General features: G+C 56.8%; 36 protein-coding genes and 1 pseudogene. All 37 read right to left on the bottom strand.

What is annotated here, in order from left to right:
• Positions 1-51 precede the first annotated feature (51 nt).
• Positions 52-1068, bottom strand: a complete 1017-nt coding sequence (locus ACR0KG_RS03075) for an amino acid ABC transporter substrate-binding protein (RefSeq protein ID WP_480545378.1) — start codon at positions 1066-1068, stop codon at positions 52-54.
• 207 nt (positions 1069-1275) lie between these two features.
• On the bottom strand, positions 1276-1983 hold the full coding sequence (locus ACR0KG_RS03070; RefSeq protein WP_480826440.1) for an ATP12 family chaperone protein: 708 nt from the start codon (positions 1981-1983) through the stop codon (positions 1276-1278).
• Between the two features lie 3 nt (positions 1984-1986).
• Complete coding sequence (locus ACR0KG_RS03065; RefSeq protein ID WP_480826439.1) at positions 1987-2658, bottom strand: HAD-IA family hydrolase; 672 nt, start codon at positions 2656-2658, stop codon at positions 1987-1989.
• Positions 2655-3698, bottom strand: a complete 1044-nt coding sequence (locus ACR0KG_RS03060) for an RluA family pseudouridine synthase (protein WP_480826437.1) — start codon at positions 3696-3698, stop codon at positions 2655-2657. Before ACR0KG_RS03060 ends, ACR0KG_RS03065 begins: the two co-directional genes overlap by 4 nt.
• Before the next feature lie 181 nt (positions 3699-3879).
• Positions 3880-5193, bottom strand: coding sequence for a replication-associated recombination protein A (locus ACR0KG_RS03055; protein ID WP_480826436.1), 1314 nt, complete (start codon positions 5191-5193; stop codon positions 3880-3882).
• 4 nt (positions 5194-5197) lie between these two features.
• A complete protein-coding gene (locus tag ACR0KG_RS03050; RefSeq protein ID WP_480551599.1) occupies positions 5198-6583 on the bottom strand; it encodes a trypsin-like peptidase domain-containing protein in 1386 nt (461 codons plus the stop codon).
• A 142-nt stretch (positions 6584-6725) separates the two neighbouring features.
• A complete protein-coding gene (gene rplQ, locus ACR0KG_RS03045; protein ID WP_170334079.1) occupies positions 6726-7145 on the bottom strand; it encodes a 50S ribosomal protein L17 in 420 nt (139 codons plus the stop codon).
• A gap of 130 nt (positions 7146-7275) precedes the next feature.
• Positions 7276-8292, bottom strand: a complete 1017-nt coding sequence (locus tag ACR0KG_RS03040; RefSeq protein WP_010437127.1) for a DNA-directed RNA polymerase subunit alpha — start codon at positions 8290-8292, stop codon at positions 7276-7278.
• A gap of 115 nt (positions 8293-8407) precedes the next feature.
• A complete protein-coding gene (rpsK, locus tag ACR0KG_RS03035; RefSeq protein WP_008757289.1) occupies positions 8408-8797 on the bottom strand; it encodes a 30S ribosomal protein S11 in 390 nt (129 codons plus the stop codon).
• A 15-nt stretch (positions 8798-8812) separates the two neighbouring features.
• Positions 8813-9181 (bottom strand): 30S ribosomal protein S13, encoded by a 369-nt coding sequence (gene rpsM, locus ACR0KG_RS03030; protein WP_008757392.1) that lies wholly within the window; start codon positions 9179-9181, stop codon positions 8813-8815.
• A gap of 202 nt (positions 9182-9383) precedes the next feature.
• On the bottom strand, positions 9384-9959 hold the full coding sequence (locus tag ACR0KG_RS03025; protein WP_480545392.1) for an adenylate kinase: 576 nt from the start codon (positions 9957-9959) through the stop codon (positions 9384-9386).
• A complete protein-coding gene (gene secY / locus ACR0KG_RS03020; RefSeq protein WP_170531614.1) occupies positions 9956-11320 on the bottom strand; it encodes a preprotein translocase subunit SecY in 1365 nt (454 codons plus the stop codon). The genes ACR0KG_RS03025 and secY overlap by 4 nt, the downstream gene beginning before the upstream one ends.
• A gap of 109 nt (positions 11321-11429) precedes the next feature.
• Positions 11430-11903, bottom strand: coding sequence for a 50S ribosomal protein L15 (gene rplO, locus ACR0KG_RS03015; protein WP_480501802.1), 474 nt, complete (start codon positions 11901-11903; stop codon positions 11430-11432).
• Positions 11904-12105: 202 nt separating this feature from the next.
• Positions 12106-12321 carry a DUF1127 domain-containing protein gene (locus tag ACR0KG_RS03010; protein WP_170531617.1) on the bottom strand — a complete coding sequence of 72 codons (216 nt, stop codon included), beginning with the start codon at positions 12319-12321 and terminating at the stop codon, positions 12106-12108.
• Positions 12322-12565: 244 nt separating this feature from the next.
• Positions 12566-13336 carry a VOC family protein gene (locus ACR0KG_RS03005; RefSeq protein ID WP_480826435.1) on the bottom strand — a complete coding sequence of 257 codons (771 nt, stop codon included), beginning with the start codon at positions 13334-13336 and terminating at the stop codon, positions 12566-12568.
• 192 nt (positions 13337-13528) lie between these two features.
• Positions 13529-13717: a 50S ribosomal protein L30 gene (gene rpmD / locus ACR0KG_RS03000; protein WP_008757946.1), complete on the bottom strand. Its 189-nt coding sequence runs from the start codon at positions 13715-13717 to the stop codon at positions 13529-13531.
• A gap of 13 nt (positions 13718-13730) precedes the next feature.
• On the bottom strand, positions 13731-14309 hold the full coding sequence (rpsE, locus tag ACR0KG_RS02995) for a 30S ribosomal protein S5 (RefSeq protein ID WP_480545400.1): 579 nt from the start codon (positions 14307-14309) through the stop codon (positions 13731-13733).
• A gap of 118 nt (positions 14310-14427) precedes the next feature.
• Positions 14428-14787, bottom strand: coding sequence for a 50S ribosomal protein L18 (gene rplR, locus ACR0KG_RS02990; RefSeq protein WP_039523386.1), 360 nt, complete (start codon positions 14785-14787; stop codon positions 14428-14430).
• A gap of 11 nt (positions 14788-14798) precedes the next feature.
• On the bottom strand, positions 14799-15332 hold the full coding sequence (gene rplF / locus ACR0KG_RS02985; RefSeq protein WP_170356679.1) for a 50S ribosomal protein L6: 534 nt from the start codon (positions 15330-15332) through the stop codon (positions 14799-14801).
• 11 nt (positions 15333-15343) lie between these two features.
• Entirely contained in the window at positions 15344-15736 is a 393-nt protein-coding gene (rpsH, locus tag ACR0KG_RS02980; RefSeq protein WP_039523381.1) for a 30S ribosomal protein S8, read from the bottom strand.
• A 13-nt stretch (positions 15737-15749) separates the two neighbouring features.
• Positions 15750-16055, bottom strand: a complete 306-nt coding sequence (gene rpsN / locus ACR0KG_RS02975) for a 30S ribosomal protein S14 (protein ID WP_010437098.1) — start codon at positions 16053-16055, stop codon at positions 15750-15752.
• A 19-nt stretch (positions 16056-16074) separates the two neighbouring features.
• The gene (rplE, locus tag ACR0KG_RS02970; protein WP_480501807.1) at positions 16075-16635 is read right to left on the bottom strand and encodes a 50S ribosomal protein L5; all 561 of its coding nucleotides are present in this window, start codon (positions 16633-16635) and stop codon (positions 16075-16077) included.
• Positions 16628-16939 carry a 50S ribosomal protein L24 gene (rplX, locus tag ACR0KG_RS02965; RefSeq protein WP_170531626.1) on the bottom strand — a complete coding sequence of 104 codons (312 nt, stop codon included), beginning with the start codon at positions 16937-16939 and terminating at the stop codon, positions 16628-16630. Before rplX ends, rplE begins: the two co-directional genes overlap by 8 nt.
• Before the next feature lie 2 nt (positions 16940-16941).
• Positions 16942-17310, bottom strand: coding sequence for a 50S ribosomal protein L14 (rplN, locus tag ACR0KG_RS02960; RefSeq protein ID WP_039523372.1), 369 nt, complete (start codon positions 17308-17310; stop codon positions 16942-16944).
• Between the two features lie 75 nt (positions 17311-17385).
• Positions 17386-17616, bottom strand: a complete 231-nt coding sequence (gene rpsQ, locus ACR0KG_RS02955) for a 30S ribosomal protein S17 (protein ID WP_008757253.1) — start codon at positions 17614-17616, stop codon at positions 17386-17388.
• A 4-nt stretch (positions 17617-17620) separates the two neighbouring features.
• Positions 17621-17827, bottom strand: a complete 207-nt coding sequence (gene rpmC, locus ACR0KG_RS02950) for a 50S ribosomal protein L29 (protein WP_037311745.1) — start codon at positions 17825-17827, stop codon at positions 17621-17623.
• A 269-nt stretch (positions 17828-18096) separates the two neighbouring features.
• On the bottom strand, positions 18097-18879 hold the full coding sequence (locus tag ACR0KG_RS02945) for an SDR family NAD(P)-dependent oxidoreductase (RefSeq protein WP_480826434.1): 783 nt from the start codon (positions 18877-18879) through the stop codon (positions 18097-18099).
• Positions 18880-18954: 75 nt separating this feature from the next.
• Complete coding sequence (locus ACR0KG_RS02940; protein WP_480551607.1) at positions 18955-19575, bottom strand: 2OG-Fe(II) oxygenase family protein; 621 nt, start codon at positions 19573-19575, stop codon at positions 18955-18957.
• A gap of 92 nt (positions 19576-19667) precedes the next feature.
• Entirely contained in the window at positions 19668-20003 is a 336-nt protein-coding gene (locus ACR0KG_RS02935) for a hypothetical protein (RefSeq protein WP_480826433.1), read from the bottom strand.
• Between the two features lie 139 nt (positions 20004-20142).
• Complete coding sequence (rplP, locus tag ACR0KG_RS02930; protein WP_058283513.1) at positions 20143-20556, bottom strand: 50S ribosomal protein L16; 414 nt, start codon at positions 20554-20556, stop codon at positions 20143-20145.
• Between the two features lie 12 nt (positions 20557-20568).
• Positions 20569-21279 carry a 30S ribosomal protein S3 gene (gene rpsC, locus ACR0KG_RS02925; protein ID WP_008758042.1) on the bottom strand — a complete coding sequence of 237 codons (711 nt, stop codon included), beginning with the start codon at positions 21277-21279 and terminating at the stop codon, positions 20569-20571.
• Positions 21279-21659: a 50S ribosomal protein L22 gene (gene rplV, locus ACR0KG_RS02920; RefSeq protein WP_039538267.1), complete on the bottom strand. Its 381-nt coding sequence runs from the start codon at positions 21657-21659 to the stop codon at positions 21279-21281. The genes rpsC and rplV overlap by 1 nt, the downstream gene beginning before the upstream one ends.
• A gap of 3 nt (positions 21660-21662) precedes the next feature.
• Entirely contained in the window at positions 21663-21941 is a 279-nt protein-coding gene (gene rpsS / locus ACR0KG_RS02915; RefSeq protein WP_005980699.1) for a 30S ribosomal protein S19, read from the bottom strand.
• Positions 21942-21944: 3 nt separating this feature from the next.
• Positions 21945-22787, bottom strand: coding sequence for a 50S ribosomal protein L2 (rplB, locus tag ACR0KG_RS02910; protein ID WP_120633917.1), 843 nt, complete (start codon positions 22785-22787; stop codon positions 21945-21947).
• 262 nt (positions 22788-23049) lie between these two features.
• Positions 23050-23418, bottom strand: coding sequence for a hypothetical protein (locus tag ACR0KG_RS02905; protein WP_480826432.1), 369 nt, complete (start codon positions 23416-23418; stop codon positions 23050-23052).
• A 2-nt stretch (positions 23419-23420) separates the two neighbouring features.
• Positions 23421-23966: a hypothetical protein gene (locus tag ACR0KG_RS02900; protein WP_480826431.1), complete on the bottom strand. Its 546-nt coding sequence runs from the start codon at positions 23964-23966 to the stop codon at positions 23421-23423.
• 150 nt (positions 23967-24116) lie between these two features.
• Positions 24117-24182 (bottom strand): annotated as a pseudogene (locus tag ACR0KG_RS02895) (50S ribosomal protein L23); the annotation flags it as partial.
• Between the last annotated feature and the right edge of the window lie 39 nt (positions 24183-24221).

Genomic DNA, 24221 nt, shown 5'->3' with positions numbered 1-24221 from the left:
GTTATGAAAGAAAAGGGCGCAGGTTTCCCCACGCCCTTTCCCATGGATGTCTTAGCGGAAAGGCGGCGAGTACAGCAGGCCGCCTTCGGTCCACTGTGCGTTCAGGCCGCGTGCCAGACCGATCGGAGTTTCTTCACCGATGTTCTTGGCAAACACTTCGCCGTAGTTGCCGTCCGCCTTGATGGCGCGCATGGCCCACTGTGCGTCCAGACCCAGCATCTCGCCCAGGGTACCTTCGGTGCCCAGCAGACGGTTCACTTCCGGGTTGTCGGTGCCAGCTGCCAGCTCGTCGATGTTCGCCGAGGTCACGCCCAGCTCTTCAGCCGAAACCAGCGCGTTCAGGGTCCAGCGGACAACATCGCCCCACTCGTGATCGCCGTGACGGACCAGCGGGCCCAGCGGCTCTTTCGAGATGATTTCGGGCAGCAGGACGTGGTCACCAGGGTTTTCGAACGTGGCGCGGGTTGCGGCCAGGCCCGAAGCGTCGGTGGTGTAAACGTCACATGCGCCAGCCAGGTATTGCTGCTGCGCTTCGGCGTTGGTTTCGATCGGAACCGGCTCGTAGCTGATGTTGTTGGCACGGAAGAAATCGGCCAGGTTCAGCTCGGTTGTGGTGCCGGTCTGGATGCAGACGGTTGCGCCGTCCAGTTCCTTGGCCGAGCTTACGCCCAGTGCCTTGGGAACCATGAAGCCCTGACCGTCATAGTAGTTCACACCGGTGAATTCGAATTTCAGGTCAACGTCGCGGCTGAAGGTCCATGTGGTGTTACGGGCCAGCATGTCGATCTCGCCCGATGCAAGCGCGGTAAAGCGCGTCTTGCCGGTGGTCGGCACGAATTCAACAGCGCTGGCATCGCCCAGAACTGCGGCTGCAACCGCACGGCACAGCGAGACGTCAAAGCCTTTCCATTCGCCATTCGCATCTGGTGCCGCAAAGCCAACCAGACCGGTGGTCACACCACAGTTCAGAGTACCGCGCGCCTTGACGTCATCGATAGTACCCGCCACTGCAGCGCTTGCGGCCAGACCGGCAACTGTTGCCGCGCCCAAGATTACGGATTTTTTCATTTTTACCTCTTCCTGATTTTCCGCCCCTTTGCGGGACGGCTCTATCCGGCAAAGTGGATGCCGGTAAGGTTACCCCAAAGGTGTCTCCCCTTTAGTGGGCACGAGTTTGGTCGCATTCATAAACAAACGTCAAGTGCCCGATCATGGAAATCGATTTATCACACCCTACGACAGCGTTAACACGGCCAGTTTTTTAGCCAAGAGCGATCAAAACGATAGATCAAAGAAGGATTTAGCATGCAGAAAGGCCGCTTTCTTGGTCTCGGCTGCGGCGTGGGCCTCGTCATCGTGGCCCCATTGTTCGATCTGCCAGTCTTCGTCCAGACGCGAAATGCGCCAAATCTCATCCGGTTCGCGCCAATTCAAGGCAGCTGCAAAGCCCAGAATCAACGATCCCGACAGACTCACCAGGTCATGGAATGCAGCCAATTGAAACGCATCCATCCCATGAACCCGTTCCCGCAGCCGCGCCAGCGCGTCTTCGGATTGCGGTTTGTGCAAGACGCCTGACATCGGGACCAACCGGGCTGACAGGGTTTCAGCGGCCCAATCCAAGGCCGGGTCCCATTCGGCCACTTGACGGTCTTGCAGCGCCTGAGGATGCGTTGCGCGATAGCAGAGCAGATCGGAATCCCCATAGTCGGACAACATCGCAGCCACTTCGCCATGCTGGGTTCGAACCTTATCAATAGCAGCATTGGCTGAACGCGTGTAAGGCATGGTGGCGGGATCCAACTCTTTCTCTTGCGCGTCCCATTCGGCGGCGATCTCCTTGGCCATGGCCTCTGTGGGCAGGATCAACGCCTGTTTTGCAGGGGTTTTGACCCGGCGGCCATCCAGCTCAACCGTATGCCCACCATCGACCTTGACCACCGCACTGTGCGTCCAAAAGCGTTTCGGTTTCCAATCGCTCATGTGTCAGTTCCAGATATGGGCCAGCGCCTCAGGCAACTGGTCGAAGGTTTCAATAACGCAGGCACCCGCGTTCAATGCAGATCGATCATGGTAACCCCAATCGACACCGATCCCGGCCACCCCTGCTGCGGCAGCCATATCCATGTCATAGCTGGTATCCCCGATCATCACAGCATTCACGGCCTCAACCCCAGTTTCGGCCAACGCGGTCTGAACCATCGAAGGATGCGGTTTCGACGGGTGATGATCGGCAACCTGACGAGTGACGAAATACCCTTGGAGCCCATGCGCCTCGATCAACGCATCCAATCCCCGCTTTGACTTGCCCGTCGCCACACCCAGCAGGATGTCCGGTGCCGCATGCAGGGCCTCGATCGCCGCGCGCGCACCGGGATAAAGCGGCGAACTGGCCGCCCCAAGGTTCAATCGATACGCGTGGAAGGCCTGCTTGTAGCCCTCGACCAACTGCGCCTGCACCGTGTCGGACTGATCCGGCGCAAGCCGCGCAATCGCTTGTGGCAGCGATAGGCCCACAATCGACAGGATCGCCTCACGCGACGGAGCTGGGACTGATGCGTCCTGAAAACTCGTGGTCATGCAATGAACGATACTGCCCTGACTGTCGACCAGTGTGCCATCGACATCGAACAGCACCAGCCGCAAGGGTGTACTCATTGCAGTTCCTCAAACGGGTCATCCAAGGCCAGATCCTCGGTCCAGCCAAACGTGTCCCAGCTGTGTTTCATATGCTCGGGCAATGGTGCTTCGATTGTGATCGGCTTGCGCGTCACTGGATGCTGGAACGACGCGCTGCGTGCGTGCAGATGCAGTTTCTTGCTGATAATCCCGCCCAGTTGCGCGCCCCAGCCATCACCAAGGTTCTCCTGACCAGATCCGCCATATTTGCCATCTCCGATGATCGGATGCCCGATCGCAGCCATATGTGCGCGCAGTTGATGGGTTCTGCCTGTAATTGGCTCCATTGCGACCCAGGCGGCACGACCTGCAACACGATAGAGCGTGGCGTAAAGCGTGTGGGCACGTTTCGCACCAGGTGTGCTGTCGATGTCGCCCATATGGACGGGGATCATCTTTTCACCCTCGCCCCGCTTGCCATGCCCCGATGCCTTAACCAAACCCGTCTTAATCTCGCCCAGATAAGGCGTCGGCACCCCAGCAACCAATGCCCAATAGATTTTGCGTGTGTCGCGGTGGCGGAACGCAGCAGTCAGCCCCTTGGCGGCCTCGCGCGTGCGGGCCAGCAGCAAAACACCCGAGGTGTCCTTGTCCAACCGATGGACAAGTCGAGGATTCTCCTCATAGCCAAAGCGCAGAGCCTCAGACAGGCTGTCCACGTGGCGCATCTGGCCGCTGCCACCCTGGACCGGCAGGCCGTGCGGCTTGTTCAGCGCCAAGACGTGATCGTCGCGATAGATCACGCACGACTGGATCATTTTTGCATCCGCATCGGAAACGCGTCGTTTCACCTCAACCGGTTTGTGATCCGCATCAGGCAAAGGCGGCACGCGCACAACTTGCCCCACCTCCAGCCGGGTCGAGGCCTTGGCGCGGCTGCCATCCACGCGCAGTTCACCCTTGCGGCACATTTTTTCTATGCGCCCCTGGCTGACATGCGGAAACAGACGGCGCAACCAACGGTCGACCCGCTGATCTCCGTCGCCCTCAGCGACCGTAATCATCTGAACACCGCTCATGTCATTGCCTCTTGCGCCGCGCGGCTGAACCGCCCGGTTTGTGCTGTTGCCACTTCCCTCGAAAACATGCGCGTCTGTCGCCTGCGGCGGCACAAGAGTCAAGCAATCAGCGGAACAACAGGTTTTAGAGGAATGCCCACTTTGCTGACTCTGTTGCGGAAGCATCCGATCTTATTCTGCACTACCCACTGTTCCGCTGCGCCCGGAGCTTGGCGAAATAGTCCAGCCGCTTCTTCAACTCACGCTCGAACCCGCGTTCGACCGGTTGATAAAGCGACTCTCGCTCCACGCCGTCGGGAAAGTAGTTCTGGCCAGAAAACCCATCCTCGGCGTCATGATCATAAGCGTAGCCAGCCCCGTATCCCTGATCCTTCATAAGTGATGTCGGCGCATTCAGGATATGTTTGGGCGGTGGCCTGCTGCCGGTTTTCTTGGCCAATCGCATCGCCGCCTTGTAGCCCACATAGGCCCCGTTCGATTTTGGTGCGAGCGCCAGATAGACCAGCGCCTGCGCCAGCGCCAATTCACCCTCGGGTGAACCGAGCCGTTCGTAGGTTTCCCAAGACTGCAGGCAAACGGCCTGCGCCTGTGGATCGGCCAGCCCGATATCTTCGACCGCCATTCGGGTGATGCGCCGCGCCAAGAAGCGCGGGTCCTCGCCCCCTGTCAGCATCCGGGCAAACCAATACAGCGCTGCGTCCGGGTCCGAGCCCCGCACGGATTTATGCAACGCCGAAATCAGATTATAATGCTCATCGCCCGATTTGTCGTATTTCGCCGCCCGGCGCATCAGGCGCGTCGCCAGCGCATTCGGGTCCAGCGGTGCATCCACCGTCCAGGCGGCCACCTGTTCGATCAGGTTCAGCAGGGCCCGCCCGTCCCCGTCTGCCATTTCCTGCAACGCATCCCGCGCAGCGGGCGTCAAAGGCAGCGCGTTGCCCAGTTCCTTTTCCGCGCGCTGTGTCAACCGCTCCAAATCAGCCAAACCCAGCCGCTCAAGCACCAGCACCTGAGACCGGCTGAGCACAGCGGCATTCAGTTCGAACGAAGGGTTCTCGGTCGTTGCCCCAACCAACAGGATGGTTCCATCCTCCATATGGGGCAGAAACCCGTCCTGTTGGGCTTTGTTGAACCGATGAATCTCATCAACGAACAACAACGTGCCCTGCCCATTCTGACGCCGGATCTTGGCAGCTTCGAACACCTTTTTCAGGTCCGGAACCCCGGTGAATATTGCGCTGATCTGAACAAAGTGCAGGTCGGTTTCCTGCGCCAGCAATCGGGCAATCGTTGTCTTACCAACACCCGGCGGCCCCCAGAAGATGAGGCTGGATAGGCTGCCTGAGGTCAGCATCACCCCAAGGGGCGCCTCCGGTCCCAGCACCTGTTTCTGCCCAATGACCTCGGCCAGTGTCTGCGGCCGCAGCCTGTCTGCCAGCGGACGGTGCTTGGCCGACGCGGGGTCTGAACCTGCAGTATCGAACAGATCGCTCATGCGCCTAGAGCCTGAACCGCAAGGATAAAGAGCGCCCATCACGCTCTAGCGTGATTTGCACCCGACGTCCGGGATCGGTCAGGGCACGAACCGCATCGCGCGGGCGCTCAATCCTGTCACCGTTGATTTCCCCCAAGATGTCACCGGTGCGCAGACCGGCACGCGCACCATACAGGCCGGGGTCAACAACAACGACTCCCGTTTGCGACATGCGCAAGCCCAGATCGGATGCCACCGCTGGATTGACCCGTGCAATCGTCAATTCGGGCAACACAGTAGTATCATTCAAAGTGGTCTCTTCCGCATCCGGTGTTTCGGGCGCCCGAATCAGCGCAACTTCAACCTCGGCACTCTCATCGCCGCGTAGCCGGGTCAGGATCGATGTCCCGCCAACACCCGCAACGGCCATGCGGAACTTCATTTCAGCGGGAGAGTTCACCTCATCCCCGTCCACATGGGTCACGACATCGCCAACCCTCAATCCGGCTTCTGCCAAAGGACTAAGCTCATGCAGGTGTGAGATCACGACACCCAATGGGATGGCTAGACCCAACGACTCGGCGATATCGGCACTCATGTGCTGGCCGGTTATCCCGGCCCAGGGGCTGATGAAACTGTCATTGCCTTCTTGCGCTTGCCGCAGGAATTCAGCCACCAGATTGGCCGGTATCGCAAATCCGATCCCGTTCGAGCCACCCGACCGGGTCAAAATCGAGGTATTGATTCCGATCAGGTCGCCATTCACATCGATCAGCGCGCCGCCCGAGTTGCCCGGATTGATCGCCGCGTCAGTCTGAATGAAATAGCCCCGTGCGTTACCCGTGGCCGTGCCTGTGCGGGCCAACCCTGAGATTATGCCCGATGATACGGTCTGCCCAACCCCGAAAGGGTTACCAATAGCCAACGCCAGTTCACCCACCTCAACTTGATCGGAATCCCGCAAGCTCAGGTGGGGTAAATCGGCAGCCTCTTCAAGACGCAGGATCGCGATGTCGCTTTCCTCATGCCCCAGAACAACGGTTGCTGAAAACTCCCTCCGGTCAGTGGTGACCACTCGGATTTCTGTTGCCGAGCCCACCACATGGAAATTCGACACAACATACCCGTCACCAGATAGGATAACGCCAGAACCCAGAGAATTCTGCACGCGCGGCTGTGGCGCCCCAAATCCACCGCCGAAGAAATCCTGAAAGAACGGATCCGAGAACAAGGAATTGCTGCGCCCCTGCCGAATGATCTTGGCATAAATGTTCACCACCGCCGGGGCTGCCTGTTTCACAACAGGTGCGAAGCCCAGGCTGATTTCGGCCTGAGATTGCGGAACCCGTGTTTCGGCCGTGGCAAAGGATGCCGACAAAATGGAGAAAGCTAATACTGTGGCGCGAAGCATTCCGACCTCAATCTTCAGAGACCCGTAGGATATGCGGCCAGACAGCCGGTATTGCAAGCGCAGGACCCTTGGCGGCCCCCGGGAAAAAGAAAACCCCCACGTCCGGGACGCAGGGGTTTGTCAGTCAGATCGATGGATCGACTTATTCTTCTGCAGCTTCTTCGGCGGCAACGCGGGCTTTGTCAGCTGCGCCTTTGGCGTCGACGTCACGATCAACAAATTCGATGATCGCCATCGGGGCCATGTCACCATAGCGGAAGCCGGCTTTCAGGATACGGACGTAACCACCCTGACGCTCGGCGTAGCGGGGGCCCAGAACTTCGAACAGCTTGGCGACGTCTTTGTCTTCTTTCAGCTGTGCGGCGGCCTGACGACGGGCGTGCAGGTCGCCGCGCTTACCCAGAGTGACAAGCTTTTCGATGATCGGGCGCAGTTCTTTTGCCTTGGGCAGAGTTGTTTTGATTTGTTCATGCTCGATGAGCGAGCCAGCCATATTCGCAAACAGAGCCTTGCGGTGCTCATGAGTACGGTTCAGGCGGCGGTAACCACGTGCGTGACGCATTTTCTAGTTCCTTCTTTCGCGTTTTGCTTTGTCTGGCCGGCGATGCGTGTCACCGGCTCTCCTTGGGGCGGAAGTGCCCATATGATCCCCGGATAGTCCCAATTCGGGCCGGGCATTGGGGAAGACGCGCTTAGAACGCGTCTTCGAATTTCTTCGCCAGATCTTCGATGTTGTCGGGCGGCCAGTCCTCGACATCCATGCCGAGGTGCAGACCCATGCCGGACAGCACTTCTTTGATCTCGTTCAGCGACTTGCGGCCGAAGTTCGGGGTGCGCAGCATCTCGGCTTCGGTTTTCTGGATCAAATCGCCGATGTAAACGATGTTGTCGTTCTTCAGGCAGTTTGCCGAACGGACCGACAGCTCCAGCTCGTCGACTTTCTTCAGCAGCAGCGGGTTGAACTCCAGACCATCGTCTTCGTCCTGGCGGCCAGCCGATTCCGGCTCGTCGAAGTTGACGAAGATCGACAGCTGATCCTGCAGGATACGTGCGGCAAAGGCCAGCGCATCCTCGGGTGTGATCGAACCGTCGGTGTCGATCTTCAGGGTCAGCTTGTCATAGTCCAGAACCTGACCTTCGCGGGTCGGCTGAACGTCATAGGCAACCTTTTTGACCGGCGAATAGATCGCGTCGATCGGGATCAGGCCGATGGGTGCGTCTTCGGGCTTGTTCTTCTCAGCCGAGACATAGCCTTTGCCGGTGTTGACGGTCAGTTCCATGAACAGATCGGCGCCATCGTCCAGGTGGCAGATGACGTGATCGCGGTTCAGAACCTCGATACCGGCGCTTTCGCTGATGTCGCCAGCGGTGACAACTGCGGGGCCTTTGGCATTGATCGACAGGCGTTTGGGGCCTTCGACTTCCATGCGCAGCGACACGCCTTTGAGGTTCAGGATGATGTCGGTGACATCTTCACGCACGCCCGCCACGCTCGAGAACTCGTGCAGGACGTTGTCGATTTGAACACTGGTGATGGCCGCACCTTGCAGGCTGCTCATCAGAACGCGGCGCAGCGCGTTGCCCAGGGTCAGACCAAAGCCACGCTCCAGCGGTTCAGCAACCAAGGTTGCCTGACGTGCGGGATCATTGCCCGGCTTGCCGTCAAGCTGGGTCGGCTTGATCAATTCTGCCCAATTCTTATGGATCATGTAATCCCTCCATTCCTGTCCGCGCCCCATGACCAACAAGGTGCAGACGCCCGAGGTTCAAAATGACATGCTGGGGCCGCGCAAAAAACGCAGCCCCAGCTGAATTCAAAATCGCTTAGACGCGGCGACGCTTCGGCGGGCGGCAGCCGTTGTGAGCGATCGGCGTCACGTCGCGGATCGACGTGATGTTGAAGCCCACGGCAGCCAGCGCACGCAGAGCCGATTCACGACCCGAACCGGGGCCCTGAACTTCGACTTCCAGCGTCTTGACGCCATGTTCCTGCGCCTTCTTGCCTGCATCTTCTGCAGCCATCTGAGCGGCGTAGGGTGTCGATTTCCGCGACCCTTTGAAGCCCATGGTACCGGCAGACGACCACGAAATGGCGTTGCCCTGCACGTCCGAGATCAGGATCTTGGTGTTGTTGAAGGTCGAGTTCACATGGGCGACGCCCGATGCGATGTTCTTACGCTCTTTGCGCTTAACGCGAGTCTTGTCACGTGCCATCAGTCAGACCCTCCCTTATTTCTTCTTACCAGCGATGGCCTTTGCGGGGCCTTTGCGGGTACGAGCGTTGGTGTGGGTGCGCTGACCGCGAACCGGCAGGTTGCGGCGGTGACGCAGACCGCGGTAGCAGCCCAGGTCCATCAGGCGCTTGACGTTCATTTGAACTTCACGACGCAAGTCACCTTCGACGGTGAAGTTTGCATCGATGTGCTCGCGGATGGCCAGAACTTCGGCGTCGGACAGTTCGTTGACGCGACGGTGCGCTTCAATGCCTACGGCTTCGCAGATCGCTTTGGCCGAAGTGTTTCCGATACCGGTGATATATGTGAGGGCGATAGGTACCCGCTTTGCAGTCGGGATGTTTACGCCGGCAATACGTGCCACGTTTCACTTTCCTTTTTTGTTGCGGTTCCGTAGCTCCAGAACCTTTTTTCACAACACTTGACCGTGGCAGTGAGGCCAGAGGGTCCAGCATTTGTACGAGGTATTAGATGCGACAGGGACGAATCCCGCACGCGATTGTGATTCCCATAGGGATGTGGGTCGATATGGGGTTTTGAAGGGGCCGTCAAGCCCCTTGATTCAATCAACCCAGCACGGCCTCGATTGAGGCTGTGACATCGCCGATATCCGCGAGACCATCCACCGGGCGCAAATCGCCCTTGGCGTGATAGTAGCCAATCAACGGAGCGGTCTTTTTGTAGTATTCCATCAGGCGTATGCGTACGCTGTCTTCGTTGTCATCTGCGCGTACAGGCTGACCAGCGGCGCGGGCTTCTTCGGCGCGGTTGACGATGCGCTGCACCAGCGTTTCGTCATCTACTTGAAGCTCGATCACGAAATCCAGTGTCTCACCCTTCTCGGCCAGCAATGCACCCAGTGCATCTGCTTGCGCCAGGGTCCGGGGAAAGCCGTCGAAGATAAAACCACCTTCGGCACCCTGCTCCAGCTTTTCGCGGATCAGGCCGATCACGATCTCATCCGTAACCAGTTCGCCCTTGTCCATCACTTCGGCGACGCGCTTACCCATTTCGGTACCGCTGCTTTTGGCTTCGCGCAGCATATCGCCGGTGCTCAGCTGAACCATGCCGCGTGTATTGACCAGATGGGAGGCTTGCGTCCCTTTACCCGCCCCCGGGGGGCCAAGAAGAATAATGTTCATCGACGAGAGGGTCCCTTCCTTCCGCGTTTCTTGCTTTTACCGCGCAATTGGGACTTTTCGATAAGACCTTCGTATTGGTGCGCGAGAAGATGGCTCTGCACCTGTTGGATGGTATCCATGGTCACAGAGACGATAATCAGAACCGAGGTGCCGCCAAAATAGAACGGAATGGCAAACTGGTTCCGCAGAATTTCCGGCAGCAAACAAACCGCTGCCAGATAGGCCGAGCCCAGAACCAGCACGCGATTGACCACGTATTCCAGATACTCGGCGGTCTTTTTGCCCGGACGGATACCCGGCACAAATCCGTTTTGCTTCTTCAGGTTGTCCGCCACATCATCCGGTTTGAACGACACGTTGAACGTATAGAAATAGGCGAAGAACACGATCATCGCGGCAAAGAACAGCAGATAAAGCGGCTGACCCGGGCCGAAATTGGCCAGCAGCCACGACATGATCGGACCGTTGGTCGCCCCGGCCGAGAAGGTCGATATGGTGACCGGCAGCAACAGCAGCGAGCTTGCGAAGATGGCTGGAATCACACCCGCTGGGTTGACCTTGACAGGAAGGTGGCTGGAGCCGCCCTCGTATACTTTCATACCGGCCTGACGGCGCGGGTACTGAATGTGGATCTTGCGCAAGGCGCGTTCCATGAACACGACAAAGGTGATCACGGCGATCACCATGACAATCACGCCAACGATAACAGCAGGGCTGATTGCGCCCGAACGGCCAGAGGCAAAGAACTGAGCCAGGGCAGCCGGAACCTCGGCGATGATGCCGACGAAGATGATCAGAGAGATACCGTTACCGATGCCACGTGCGGTGATCTGTTCGCCCAGCCACATCAGGAACATGGTGCCCCCAACCAGCGTGATCATGGTGGACATGCGGAAGAACAGGCCCGGATCGGTCGCCAGATCGCCCGATTCCAGCGAAACGGCCAGACCATAGGCCTGAACGGTGGCCAGTGCCACGGTACCAAAACGGGTGTATTGGTTGATCTTCTTGCGCCCCTGCTCACCCTCTTTCTTGAGTTGTTCGAGCGCGGGAACCATCGATGTCAGCAGCTGCACGATGATCGAGGCCGAGATGTAAGGCATGATGCCGAGGGCAAAGATACCCATCCGCCCCAGCGCCCCGCCGGTGAACATCGAAACCATGCCGCCGATGCCCTGCCCCGCCTGTTCCATGAACTCGCGCAGCGCTTGCCCGTCAATCCCCGGCACCGGAATGAAAGTGCCCAGGCGATAGACGATCAACAAACCCAGCGTGAACAGGATGCGGTTGCGCAGATCGGTGGCTTTGCCCAAAGCAGCCCAGCTTGTGTTGGCTGCCATTTGTTCTGCTGCTGATACCATAAATCGGTCTCTCTTATGCAAACGCCGCCCGGAACCGTTTTCCGGCTCGGACGGCGTCTTGGAAAACTCTGACGTCTATGTAAGCGGGTCTTGGCCCGCTCACAAGCGCTTACTCTGCCGCAGCAGCTTTTGTGACTTTCAGTGAACCGCCCGCTTTTTCGACTGCCTCGATGGCAGTTTTCGAAGCACCGGTCACTTCCAGGTTCACCTTGGCGGTGATTTCACCTTTGGCCAGAACGCGCACGCCATCCAATTTGCGGCGAACTAGACCGGATGCAACAAGCACGTCTTCGGTGATCGCGGCTTTGGCATCCAGCTTCTTGGCGTCGATGAATTTCTGGATCAGACCCAGGTTGATAACAGCAAATGCCTTGCGGTTCGGCTTGTTAAAGCCGCGCTTGGGCAGGCGCTGGTACAGGGGCATCTGGCCGCCTTCGTAGCCATTGATAGCTACACCCGAACGGGATTTCTGGCCTTTGATACCGCGGCCACCCATTTTACCTTTGCCGGAACCCGGACCACGGCCAACGCGAGTGCGTTTCGGGCTTGCGCCGGGGTTGTCGCGCAATTCATTCAGTTTCATTTCGCTTCTCCTTAGCCGGATGTGACCCCCGAAGCGTGATGGGCCAACCACGGCATTTCTTGGTTTTGATTCTCGTGGACGGAAATCCACCGGAGCGCTCTACAGCGTTGCGGCCTTTGATGCAAGGTTTGATATCAGTTGGGGCGCAATGCAAAAGAGGCGCTCGAATGGCGCCTCTTTCACTGTGAGTGGTGGGGTATTGTTAGGAGCAGTACGCATGCTCACGCGCGATATCCGCGATGTCGCAACGGCGGACGCCAATATCGTCCAGCTCACGGTTGGTGAGACGCTGCAGTTCAGTGTAAGTGCGCTGATATTCCGCCGCGCGTGCGCGGGCCGCTTTAACGCGCTCAACCAGGTTCGCGAAACGGGCGCTCAGGTTGAAGCCGCCATGTGTCAGTGTAGCTGTATGTGCCATATCTTTATTCCTTTCTGTGCCGAGGCGTATTCCCCGGTTGTTTCCATTTGTTCCTTTGTGGACAAGGCTCAGATAGGCATAGTCGATACCGCTAACAACGCGCGTTTTGGTCTAGCCGCTATGCGTGTTGCGAATAACTTTCGCTGGTTGGCTTGTTCCTAGCCTGGTTGCTATTCGTTTTGGCACGTAACTTGCAGCTGACCTGCTGATCAGCTCGATGGCCATCTGCGTTTTTTGAAGACCGCTAGCCTGTTGCTAGAATTGGGCCCACCTGCTGAAGTGCAAAGTAAAGTCCCGTCGGGTCATGAAACACACGCGGCACCTGCTGAGCACTTTGCCGTGATCGAACACGCGTTTCAGACGCTCCAAGCGTCAAAGCATCACGAACCGCCTTCTCGATTGCAACCACTTTGATCACAGGCAACCAGGCGCATCTTTCGCGCATCTCAATATCTGGCAAAGTAACCACAAGAATTTGCGAAAGCCACCGGCTTGGCTCGGCCCTCTCACTGCCATCCCTATTCGAATATGTGCGATCAAACAGCGCCTGGTAGAATTCAACTGGAAACTCTGAGCCTCCGCCTGAATAAACCTCTGCTGCAAACTGCTGCGTAGGTATTGGGTATTCGTGTTGTGAAACGGAGATGCCAAATCTGGCGCCCCTGGGGTCCGCCAATAGGCAGTTTCGCCCAACCCCAGGCACATCAAAGGGTCGCCGAATTATACGTGCGCCCAGCTTCTCAGCACGCCCTGAATACTCATCAACATCGGGAACCTCGAAATAGGGAAGCCATCCGGCATCAAAGCCCGTTGGAGTTTCGGTCAATCCGCTTCCGGCTTCCCCGTTTAGAAGAGCAAGAGTAAATTCCCCTTTCCCTTGGCCCCAGACGTATTCATCTGTGCTTTCCTTGATGAAATCCCACGACGCTACACTGCCATAGAACGTCTCAGAAGCGCTCAGATCAGGCGTGAAGAGGTCATGCCATACGATCTGACCGGTGCTATCCGCATTCATTTCAAAAAACCTCCTGCGTCACACGCGCTGGGTAGTCCAACGCAATCCAAATGGTCGTTGATACAAATCAATCAGAACATGGCACCTCGGAGGCCCGGGCTAGAAGAAGAGTTCCTCAACAAGCTAGAGTGCGAACAAAAAAACGCCCCCGACAATGTCGAGGGCGTTTCAAATTCTTCAATGAGCTCGCGCTTAGCCGCGCTCTTCGATGATCTCAACCAGATGCGGGATCTTGTTGACCATGCCGCGGACCGAAGGGGTATCTTCCAGCTCACGGGTCTTGTGCATTTTGTTCAGGCCCAGACCGATCAGGGTTGCGCGCTGTTCGGCGGGGCGGCGGATCGGGGAACCGATTTGCTTGACGACGATGGTTTTTGCCATTGCTCGCTACTCCTTACGCTTCGGCTTCAGCAGGCGCTTCGGCCGCAGGGGCTTCGTCCCGCTTGGGCAGGATGTCGGCAACTTTCTTACCACGACGCTGTGCAACCGAACGCGGGCTCTGCTCTTTCTGCAGGCCGTTGATGGTGGCGCGGATCATGTTGTACGGGTTCTGCGAGCCGATCGACTTGGACACAACGTCCTTTACGCCCAGCATTTCGAACACGGCACGCATCGGACCACCGGCGATGATACCAGTACCTTCAGGTGCGGTGCGCATAACCACTTTACCAGCGCCGTGACGGCCCTCGATGTCGTGGTGCAGGGTACGACCTTCGCGCAGTTGCACGCGGATCATCTGACGCTTGGCTTGCTCAGTCGCCTTACGGATGGCTTCAGGTACTTCTTTCGCTTTACCCTTACCAAAGCCGACGCGGCCTTTCTGATCGCCGACAACCACCAGAGCGGCGAAGCCAAAGCGCTTACCACCTTTTACGGTTTTCGACACGCGGTTGATTGCGACCAGACGATCTGCAAATTCCGGTGCTTCCTCACGGTCGCGGCCACGGCCCCGACGGTTTTCACGTTCTGCCATTTGGCATCCCTTTTCTCAATGTGGCGCTTGCGACGCCGTTTTATTCAATCCAAGTGAGCCCCGACTGCTGCCGAGGCCCCCGGATCATCGGGGTGGCCGTGAAGCCACCCGCAAGGTCTTAGATCTTCAGACCGCCTTCACGCGCGGCGTCGGCAACTGCCTTCACCTTGCCGTGGAACAGGAAGCCACCACGATCGAAATAGGCCTCTTCGACGCCTGCCTTCTTGGCACGCTCGGCGATGGCCGCGCCCACTTTGGTGGCCGCTTCGACGTTGTTCTTGCCAACAACACCCAGATCTTTTTCCAGGGTCGAGGCCGATGCCAGGGTCACACCACGAACGTCGTCGATCAGCTGAACGCTGATGTTCTTGTTCGAACGGTGAACCGACAGGCGTACACGGCCCGCGTTGACTTTGCGAAGTTTGTTCCGAACGCGCAGGCGGCGCTTCAGAAACAGGGTTCTTTTGCTGTTTGCCATTATTTGCGTCCTTACTTCTTCTTGCCTTCCTTGCGGAAGATGAACTCGCCCTTATAGCGGATGCCCTTGCCTTTGTACGGCTCGGGACGGCGCCATTCGCGGATTTTGGCCGCGACTTCGCCCACCTGCTGCTGGTCGATACCTTCCACAACGATCTCGGTCTGCTTCGGTGCGGTGATGGTGACACCTTCCGGAGCAGTGAAATCAACATCGTGGCTGTAACCCAGGTTCAGCTTCAGGGTGTTGCCCTGCATCTGCGCCCGGTAACCAACACCCTGGATCTCCAGCTCTTTTTTGAAGCCTTGGGTCACACCGGTTACCAGGTTGGCAACCATGGTGCGGCTCATGCCCCACTGCTGGCGCGCGCGCTTGGACATCCCACGAGGGTTGATCTGCACAACGTTGTCTTCGACCGACAGCGTTACGTCATCAGTCGCGGTGAAGCTCCGGGTGCCTTTCGGACCTTTGACTTCGATGGTCTGACCCGACACAGAGGCGGAAACGCCGCTGGGCAGCTCGACCGGTTTTTTACCAATACGAGACATTGCAGACCTCCTTAGAAGACGGTGCAGAGCACTTCGCCGCCAACATTGTTGGAGCGTGCGTTCTGGTCCGACATCACACCTTTCGGAGTGCTGACAATCGACACGCCCAGACCCTGACGGACCTGCGGGATGTCATTGACGCCCATGTACACGCGACGACCGGGTTTCGAGACCCGCTTCAGTTCGCGAATAACAGGGGTGCCTTCGTAGTATTTCAGGCTGATTTCGATGGCCGGATGACCGTTTTCACCGGTCGTCTTTTCATAGCCACGGATGTAGCCTTCGTCCGCCAGCACGTCCAGAACCCAACCGCGCAGCTTGGACGCCGGGGTGGAAACGGTGGACTTGCCGCGCATTTGCGCGTTGCGGATACGGGTGAGCATATCGCCGATAGGATCATTCATATCTATGTCTCCCTTACCAGCTCGATTTCACCATGCCGGGGATCTGACCAGCAGAACCCAGCTCGCGCAGCGCGATACGGCTGACCTTCAGCTTACGGTAGTAAGCGTGGGGACGACCGGTCAGCTGACAACGGTTGTGAAGACGGGTAGCCGAGCTGTTGCGCGGCAGTTTCGCCAGTTTCAGACGCGCTTTGAAACGCTCTTCCATCGGCTTGCTCTCGTCATTCGCGATTTCTTTCAGCTCGGCACGCTTTGCGGCATATTTGGCCACCAGGCGTTCGCGCTTCTTCTCGCGTTCGATCATTGCTTTTTTAGCCATGTCTCAATCCTCCCGGCGCTTATGCGTTGAACGGCATGTTGAACGCTTTCAACAATGCCTTAGCTTCAGCGTCGGTTTTCGCTGTGGTGGCAATTACGATATCCAGGCCCCAGACCTCGTCGACCTTGTCGAAGTCGATTTCCGGGAACACGATGTGCTCTTTCATGCCCATGGCAAAGTTGCCCTGACCATCAAAAGACGGTTTCACACCGCGGAAGTCACGAATACGCGGCATCGCGATCGTGATCAGACGATCCAGGAATTCGTACATCCGGTCACCGCGCAGGGTTACTTTCGCACCCAGCGGCATGTCCTCACGAACACGGAAACCCGCGATCGACTTCTTTGCCTTGGTTGCAACGGCCTGCTGACCGGCAATCGCAGTCAGATCCTCGACAGCAGCTTTCGCTTTCTTCGAGTCTTTGACCGCCTCAGCACCACAACCGATGTTCAGAACGATTTTTTCCAGCTTGGGCAGCTGCATGTCGTTCTTGTAGCCGAACTCTTCTTTCAGAGCGGCACGGATGGTTTCAGCGTACTGAGCCTTCAGACGCGGGGTATAGGTTGCGTTATCAAGCATCGATCACGTCCCCTGTGGTCTTGGCGAAGCGCACCTTCTTGTCGCCTTCCATGCGGAAGCCAACGCGGGTTGCTTTGCCGTTTTTGTCCAGCAGTGCCAGGTTCGATAGCTGGATCGGGTTTGCCTGAGGCAGACGACCACCTTGCGAAGCTTGCGACTGACGGGTGTGACGGATGGCAATGTTGATGCCTTCGACAACAGCTTTGCCGGCTTTCGGGTCAACCGAGGAAATGGTTCCCTCTTTGCCCTTGTCCTTACCGGCCAGCACGACGACCTTGTCGCCTTTGCGGAGTTTAGCAGCCATGATTACAGCACCTCCGGCGCCAGCGAGATGATTTTCATGAAGTTCTTGCCGCGCAGTTCACGCACAACGGGGCCAAAGATACGGGTACCGATCGGCTCGTTGTTGTTGTTCAGGATGACGGCGGCGTTCCGATCAAAACGGATCGCGGTGCCGTCTTCGCGACGGACTTCCTTGGCGGTGCGTACGACGACGGCCTTACGGACGTCACCTTTCTTCACGCGGCCGCGCGGGATGGCTTCCTTCACCGAGACGACAATGATGTCGCCGACGGAGGCGTATTTACGCTTGGAACCACCCAGGACCTTGATGCACTGAACTCGGCGTGCGCCGGAGTTGTCAGCGACATCCAGATTGGTCTGCATCTGGATCATGTGGTTTCTCCCGACCTGTGGGGGCTGGTCTAGTTAAATCCCCCAGGGTTTCGACAAATGGAAAATCCTGGGGGCTTACGCCTCCAGAACCTCCCAACGTTTCGTCTTCGATTTCGGCGCGCATTCGATGATGCGGACTGTGTCGCCGACCTTGAAGGCGTTCTTTTCATCGTGAGCCCGGTATTTCTTGGACTTACGGATGGTTTTCTTCAGAACCGGATGCGTAAAGCGGCGCTCGACGGATACGGTTACGGTCTGTTCGTTGGCGTCGCTGGTTACGGTGCCGGACAGGATACGCTTGGGCATCTGATTACTCCTCGGATGCCGCAGCAGCGGCCTTTTCGTTCAGAATGGTTTTGACACGGGCAGCGTTGCGGCGGGCCGCTTTGATGCCGGCTGTGCTTTCCAGCTGACCGGTGGCCTGTTGAAAGCGCAGGTTAAAGCTTTCTTTCTTCAGGTTGGCCAGTTCCTCGCGGAGCTGGTCCGGGGTCTTGTCACGCAGTTCTTGGGCGTTCATCGCCTTTTTCCTTTGCTCAAAACACCAGAAGGCCCCGTACACGGGTCACCTTTGACCTGGTGGATGAATGATAGACATACGAATCGCCCGACAACGCCGGGAGATCGTAGGATGCCGCCGTATAAGGGTTTGGGGGATGGGTGGCAAGGGAAAGTTTGGCACTGTCTTTGCAGCGGCTTCCGACAAATTTTGGCAATAGCCGAAAGCAGCACCGCGAATTAGCTCCGCTCGGGCAATCCAGTTTGATTCAAACCAGAACGACCTTCTGTTCAGGTCCCTTTCTCCTGCATCTTCCGAACCATCTTCAGACGAGTCCTGCGTGGCAGGAATGGAATGATCCAGCCCGTCATAAATGCGAGAGTCCTGTCATTTATCACGGCCAGCTTTCCATCAATCATGGCGTCATAGCCAAACTTGGCGACAGCTTCAGCAGTTGTCCCTTTCTGGGATACGAGTTTAGTACCCTCAAGATCAGCTGAAGCGGCGAACTCAGTTGCCACATAGCCGGGTTCCAGGGCTGTAACGGAGACACCTTTGTCTTTCAGTTCATCGGCCAAAGCCTGACTGAAACTAGAAACATAGGCCTTCGTGGCAAAATAAGTGGCTTGCAGCGGACCCGGCACATACGCCGCGGTCGAACTGACATTTAGTATCTTGCCACCGCCACTGCTAACCATATCCCTGCCAAACAAGTGACACAGGGAGACAAGCGCTTCAACGTTCAGGCGGATCATGCTCAGGTCCTCTGAAAGATCACGATCAAGAAAGGCACCGTGCCCGCCAAACCCGGCATTGTTGATAAGATAATCAACCTTCAGACCCTCGGCGTTGACAACCTCATATAGTTTTTCTGCCCCACTTTGTGCGCCCAGATCGAGCGCAATTGCAGTGACAGTAATACTGTAGGCAGCTTCAAGCTCTACCTTCAAAGCGTCTAACACGTCGGCACGCCGCGCAGTGATAATGACATTTCCGCCTTGCGACGCGTGATATCGGGCTATTTCACGACCAATTCCCGAAGATGCGCCGGTGACGAGTGCGGTTTTCGGCATGGTGTTCTCCGATCAATTCAGATTGAAATGATAATACTCCAGAACCGCGCGGTTTTCTTCAGGAGATTTACAAGCTCACTCCCACTTGTAGTTAAAACTCACTGAAATACGCTCTTCTTCCGCCATGTTCATCGGCACCTCATGGCGCAGCCAGCTTTCCCATAGAAGCACATCTCCAACTTTCGGCTTCATATAGATGAACGGCTGCAAATCGCGCCGCCCGCCCTTCATCCGCGTTGGTGCAGCCATCATGCGGCCTGAGCGGGGGTCTTCCAGTTTTAATGCACTCGCACCTTCGGGCATGGCCACATAAGTCGTGCCCGAGATCACGCTGTGCGGGTGTAAGTGGCTGGAATGCATGCCGCCCTCCGGCAGGATGTTGATCCACAGGTCTTCCAGCTTCAACTCGCCCTCGCCCAGATCGAACTCCAGGTCCTTTGCAAAGGCGGCCACGTGCTGATCCAGGGCCTTGACCAGATCGGCGAAGATCGGAAACCGCCAGGGCAGATCGGTCAGCGAGGCATAGCTGGTATAACCGGGATAGCCGTTCTCCTCACACCATTCCTGCCCGGCCTCATCATCCTCGGCGATGACAAGACAAGAGCTTTCCAACTCACCCGCGTCGATCTTGGGGTCGAATTCGGACAAAGAGGCACGATAAAGGCGGGTGACGAAGAGTGATTCAATCTGTGGCATGAGCGCGTTCTTATCCAAATCGATCACTAACTGCGAGAGACAAAATCCAGACGTTTCTTTGGCTGCGAGACCCCATCGCCACCCATATTCAGTCACTTGGACAATCTGACCTTTAGCTCCCACAGGAGGAGCAGAACAAGGATGGGCGGCGCCCAGAAAAGATAAGCCACCATGTTAATAACGTTCATGTGGCTGAATATCTCTGCAATGGTTTGCGGAAGGACACTACAACGGTAGTATAGAAACTTGTCTGTTTTACAGTCGGCCGCAAACAGCCAGCTCAGGTTCAACGCTAAGCCAAAATAGATACCGCCATAGCGCAAAAACAGTTTCAGGACTTTACTATGAACAAAGAAGCTCAAGGTGATTGCAGCTAGGGGTACCACGCCCAAAATTACCGTTTCCGCCAGAACTGTGCCTAGTGACATATGCGGTGAAGCCTCGACCGAGAAACTATTTTTTGACTATGTCTTAGGTAGTTATCAACTGAGTGGTCTTCAAACGGAGAACCCCCGCCGGTATCCCGACGGGGGTCAATCTTGTCACGAACGGGGTTACCCCAATCGCTTACCAGTCTTCGCGAACCACGACGCGAGTCTTGATCGGCAGCTTCATCGCGGCCAGGCGCAGGGCCTCGCGGGCGATGTCGTCATTGACGCCGTCGATCTCGAACATCACGCGGCCAGGCTTGACTTTGCAGGCCCAGCGGTCGACCGAACCTTTACCTTTACCCATGCGAACTTCGATCGGCTTAGCCGTGACCGGAGTGTCGGGGAAGATGCGGATCCAGACGCGGCCCTGACGCTTCATGTGACGCGTCATGGCACGACGTGCAGCTTCGATCTGGCGTGCGGTTACACGCTCAGGCTCAAGAGCTTTCAGGCCGTAAGTGCCAAAGTTCAGATCAGAGCCGCCTTTGGCGAGACCCTTGATCCGGCCTTTGTGCATCTTGCGGAATTTAGTACGCTTTGGTTGAAGCATATCTTTCCCTCCTTAGCGACGACCGCCACCAGCACCACGAGGTGCAGGGCCGTCCTGGAGTTCCTGTGCTTTACGGTCACGTGCCTGTGGATCATGCTCCATGATCTCACCTTTGAAGATCCAGACCTTGATCCCGATGATCCCGTAAGGGGTCATCGCTTCGGCATGTGCGTAATCGATGTCGGCGCGCAGGGTGTGCAGAGGCACGCGGCCTTCGCGGTACCACTCGGTCCGTGCGATTTCAGCGCCGCCCAGACGACCAGCGACGTTCACCCGAATACCCAGGGCGCCCATGCGCATGGCGTTCTGAACCGAGCGCTTCATTGCGCGACGGAACGAAACACGACGTTCCAGCTGCTGAGCGATGGACTCGGCAACCAGCTGCGCGTCAAGCTCGGGCTTGCGCACTTCGACGATGTTCAAGTGCAGTTCGCTGTCGGTCATCCGCGCAAGCTTTTTGCGCAGAACTTCGATGTCTGCACCTTTCTTGCCGATGATGACACCGGGACGAGCTGTGTGGATCGTGACGCGGCACTTTTTGTGCGGACGTTCGATGATCACACGGGCAACACCGGCCTGCTTGCACTCTTTGTTGATGAACTCACGGATCTTGAGGTCTTCCAGCAGAAGATCACCGTAGTCCTTGGTGTCGGCGTACCAGCGGCTGTCCCAGGTGCGGTTGACCTGCAGGCGCATGCCGATCGGATTTACTTTATGACCCATTAGGCTTGCTCCTCAACTTGACGCACCTTGATGGTGATCTCCGAGAACGGCTTCATGATCTTGCCGAAACGGCCACGGGCACGCGGGCGACCGCGTTTCATGACCAGGTTCTTGCCAACCCATGCTTCGGCGACGATCAGCTCGTCAACGTCCAGGTTGTGGTTGTTTTCGGCATTCGCGATTGCGGACTGCAGGCACTTCTTGACGTCCTGCGCGACACGCTTGTTGCTGAAAGTCAGGTCGGTCAGAGCCTTCTCAACTTTCTTGCCGCGGATCATTTGCGCAACCAGATTCAGTTTTTGCGGGCTGGTGCGAAGCATGCGGGTTTTCGCCATTGCTTCGTTTTCAGCCACGCGGCGGGGGTTCTTTTCCTTGCCCATGACTTACTTCCGCTTCGCTTTTTTGTCAGCGGCGTGGCCATAATAGGTCCGGGTCGGCGAGTATTCACCGAACTTCTGACCGATCATGTCTTCCGAGACGTTGACGGGAATGTGCTTCTGGCCGTTGTACACACCAAAGGTCAGACCCACGAACTGGGGCAGAATGGTGGAACGACGCGACCAGATTTTGATGACTTCGTTGCGGCCCGACTCGCGCGCTGCTTCGGCTTTTTTCAGCACGTAAGCATCGACGAAAGGACCCTTCCAAACAGAGCGAGACATAGATTAACGTCCCTTCTTCTTGGCGTGCCGCGAGCGGATGATCAGCTTCTGGGACGCTTTGTTCTTGTTGCGGGTACGCTTACCCTTGGTGTCCTTACCCCACGGTGTAACCGGTGTACGGCCACCCGAGGTACGACCTTCACCACCACCATGCGGGTGATCGATCGGGTTCATTGCAACACCACGAACCGACGGACGCACGCCCTTGTGGCGCATACGACCGGCTTTACCGAGGTTTTGGTTGCTGTTGTCGGGGTTGGACACGGCACCGATGGTGGCCATGCATTCCTGACGGACCATGCGCAGCTCGCCCGAGCTCAGACGGATCTGAGCGTAGCCGCCATCGCGACCAACGAACTGAGCGTAAGTACCGGCCGCACGTGCGATCTGACCGCCTTTGCCAGGCTTCATCTCGATGTTGTGGACAATGGTACCAATGGGCATGCCCGAGAACGGCATTGCGTTGCCCGGCTTGATGTCGGCCTTGGCGGATGCCACAACCTTGTCACCAACAGCCAGACGCTGCGGAGCCAGGATATACGCCTGCTCGCCGTCTTCGTATTTTACCAGTGCGATGAATGCGGTCCGGTTCGGGTCATATTCGATCCGCTCGACGGTTGCCGCGACATCAAATTTGTTCCGTTTGAAGTCAACGATCCGGTAGAGACGCTTTGCGCCACCGCCGCGGCGGCGTGAAGTGATCCGTCCGGTGTTGTTCCGGCCGCCCGATTTGGTCAAACCCTCAGTGAGAGACTTGACCGGACGTCCTTTCCAAAGCTCCGAACGGTCGATCAGCACCAGCCCGCGCTGGCCCGGCGTCGTCGGCTTGTACGACTTGAGTGCCATGCTTTCTGTCTTCCGTTTAGCAAGTGCGAGGGGGTTCCCCGCTATGTGAGAGGCCCCCGTAGGTGCCAAGGGTATAGGGCCCCGAAGGTCCCCGGTTACAAATATCAGAGGCCCCGGAACGAATCCGAGGCCGCAAGATTGGGAGCGTGTAACAGGGTTGGGGGTGGGTGTCTATAGGGTGCGAACAGATTCCACAGCGTCCTTAGATCAATGCCTTCGCATCCAGAGCATACAAAGCGTGAAAACATTCAACGCCAAAAAATCACTCGAGTAAATCACCTAAAGCATCGCTTTCAAACGCATAACTATCCTCAGCCGCTTCAAATAGGTTCCGCAAGATGCTCAACTCGCGTGGCGCAGAAGCCAGTCTCTCATCATCGTGGGACAACTTAAATACACTGAAATCATACCCTCCCTCCCAGACAAAATCCTCTTCATTAATAAAGTGCTTTTGCTTGGTTTCCGACACCACGTAAATCTTGCCACTCAAAACACACTCGAAGGAACGAGTAACGTCCAGCCACGCGTCACCTTGAAACATTCGCGACGGCGACCAAGTGGCTTCACCTTTTGAGGTTTTCTTAAGCAGATTTGTAATGGCATTGCGCCAATCTTGGGGTTTGTAGGACATACTCATAAGCTAGCCTTATTAGCTTGTTGAAATGCGTGGATTTCATCAGAAATCTCACTAAGTGAGGTGTACAAGTCCCAGAACTCCCCCAAGTCGTTTACTGCAAATTCGGTGCTTTCGTTTTCCTTCACCTTCTTTTCCACCTCTTTGCACAGTTTCTTCGTTCTTTTAACAACCTCAGAGAACCCTGGGGAACCGGCAATATTCAACTGCTTGGTTAGAACTCTCACTTCGCCCAAAAACCCGTCAGCTCGCAGTTCCATTAGTTTCAGATCCTTGAGTTCATCCATTCGCTTCCGAACACTTTGGATTTGCTTCTTTAGTTCTGGCAATCTCTGCTTTGCAAAGTACCGCTGAGAAAGTCGCCTAACTTCGATCAACGCGTAAGCCGAAAAAACGCAACCGACGTAGCCCAATACGATCCCTAGAAATCCCCAGAAACTTGGAACGTCAAGCTCGCCACCAACAACAAACAGCTCTGGCTCTAGTCGAAAGGATATCACTCCCAACACAATCGGCGTCAAAACAATAAAGAAGAGTATTTTCATTGGAATTTACTATTTCAATCAAAGTCATATGACGGCCATATATTCGCCATCTCCACCTCTCTGACAAGCAGGTTTATTTGATTGTCACATCGACAACAAAAAAAACCCGCTTACGCGGGGGCCTTTATCTCTCTCCTAGGACGGGTCCGATCAGAGACCGGTGCTCACGTCGATGGTGTTACCCTCCTCCAGGGTCACATATGTTTTTTTGACATCTGTAAAGCCCCAAGCGCGGGACAAGGCCGAAGGCCGCCG

This window comes from Ruegeria sp. H4 (assembly GCF_056533065.1).
Note: the sequence above shows the minus strand (reverse complement) of the source record. Positions and strands in the feature narration are given on the sequence as shown.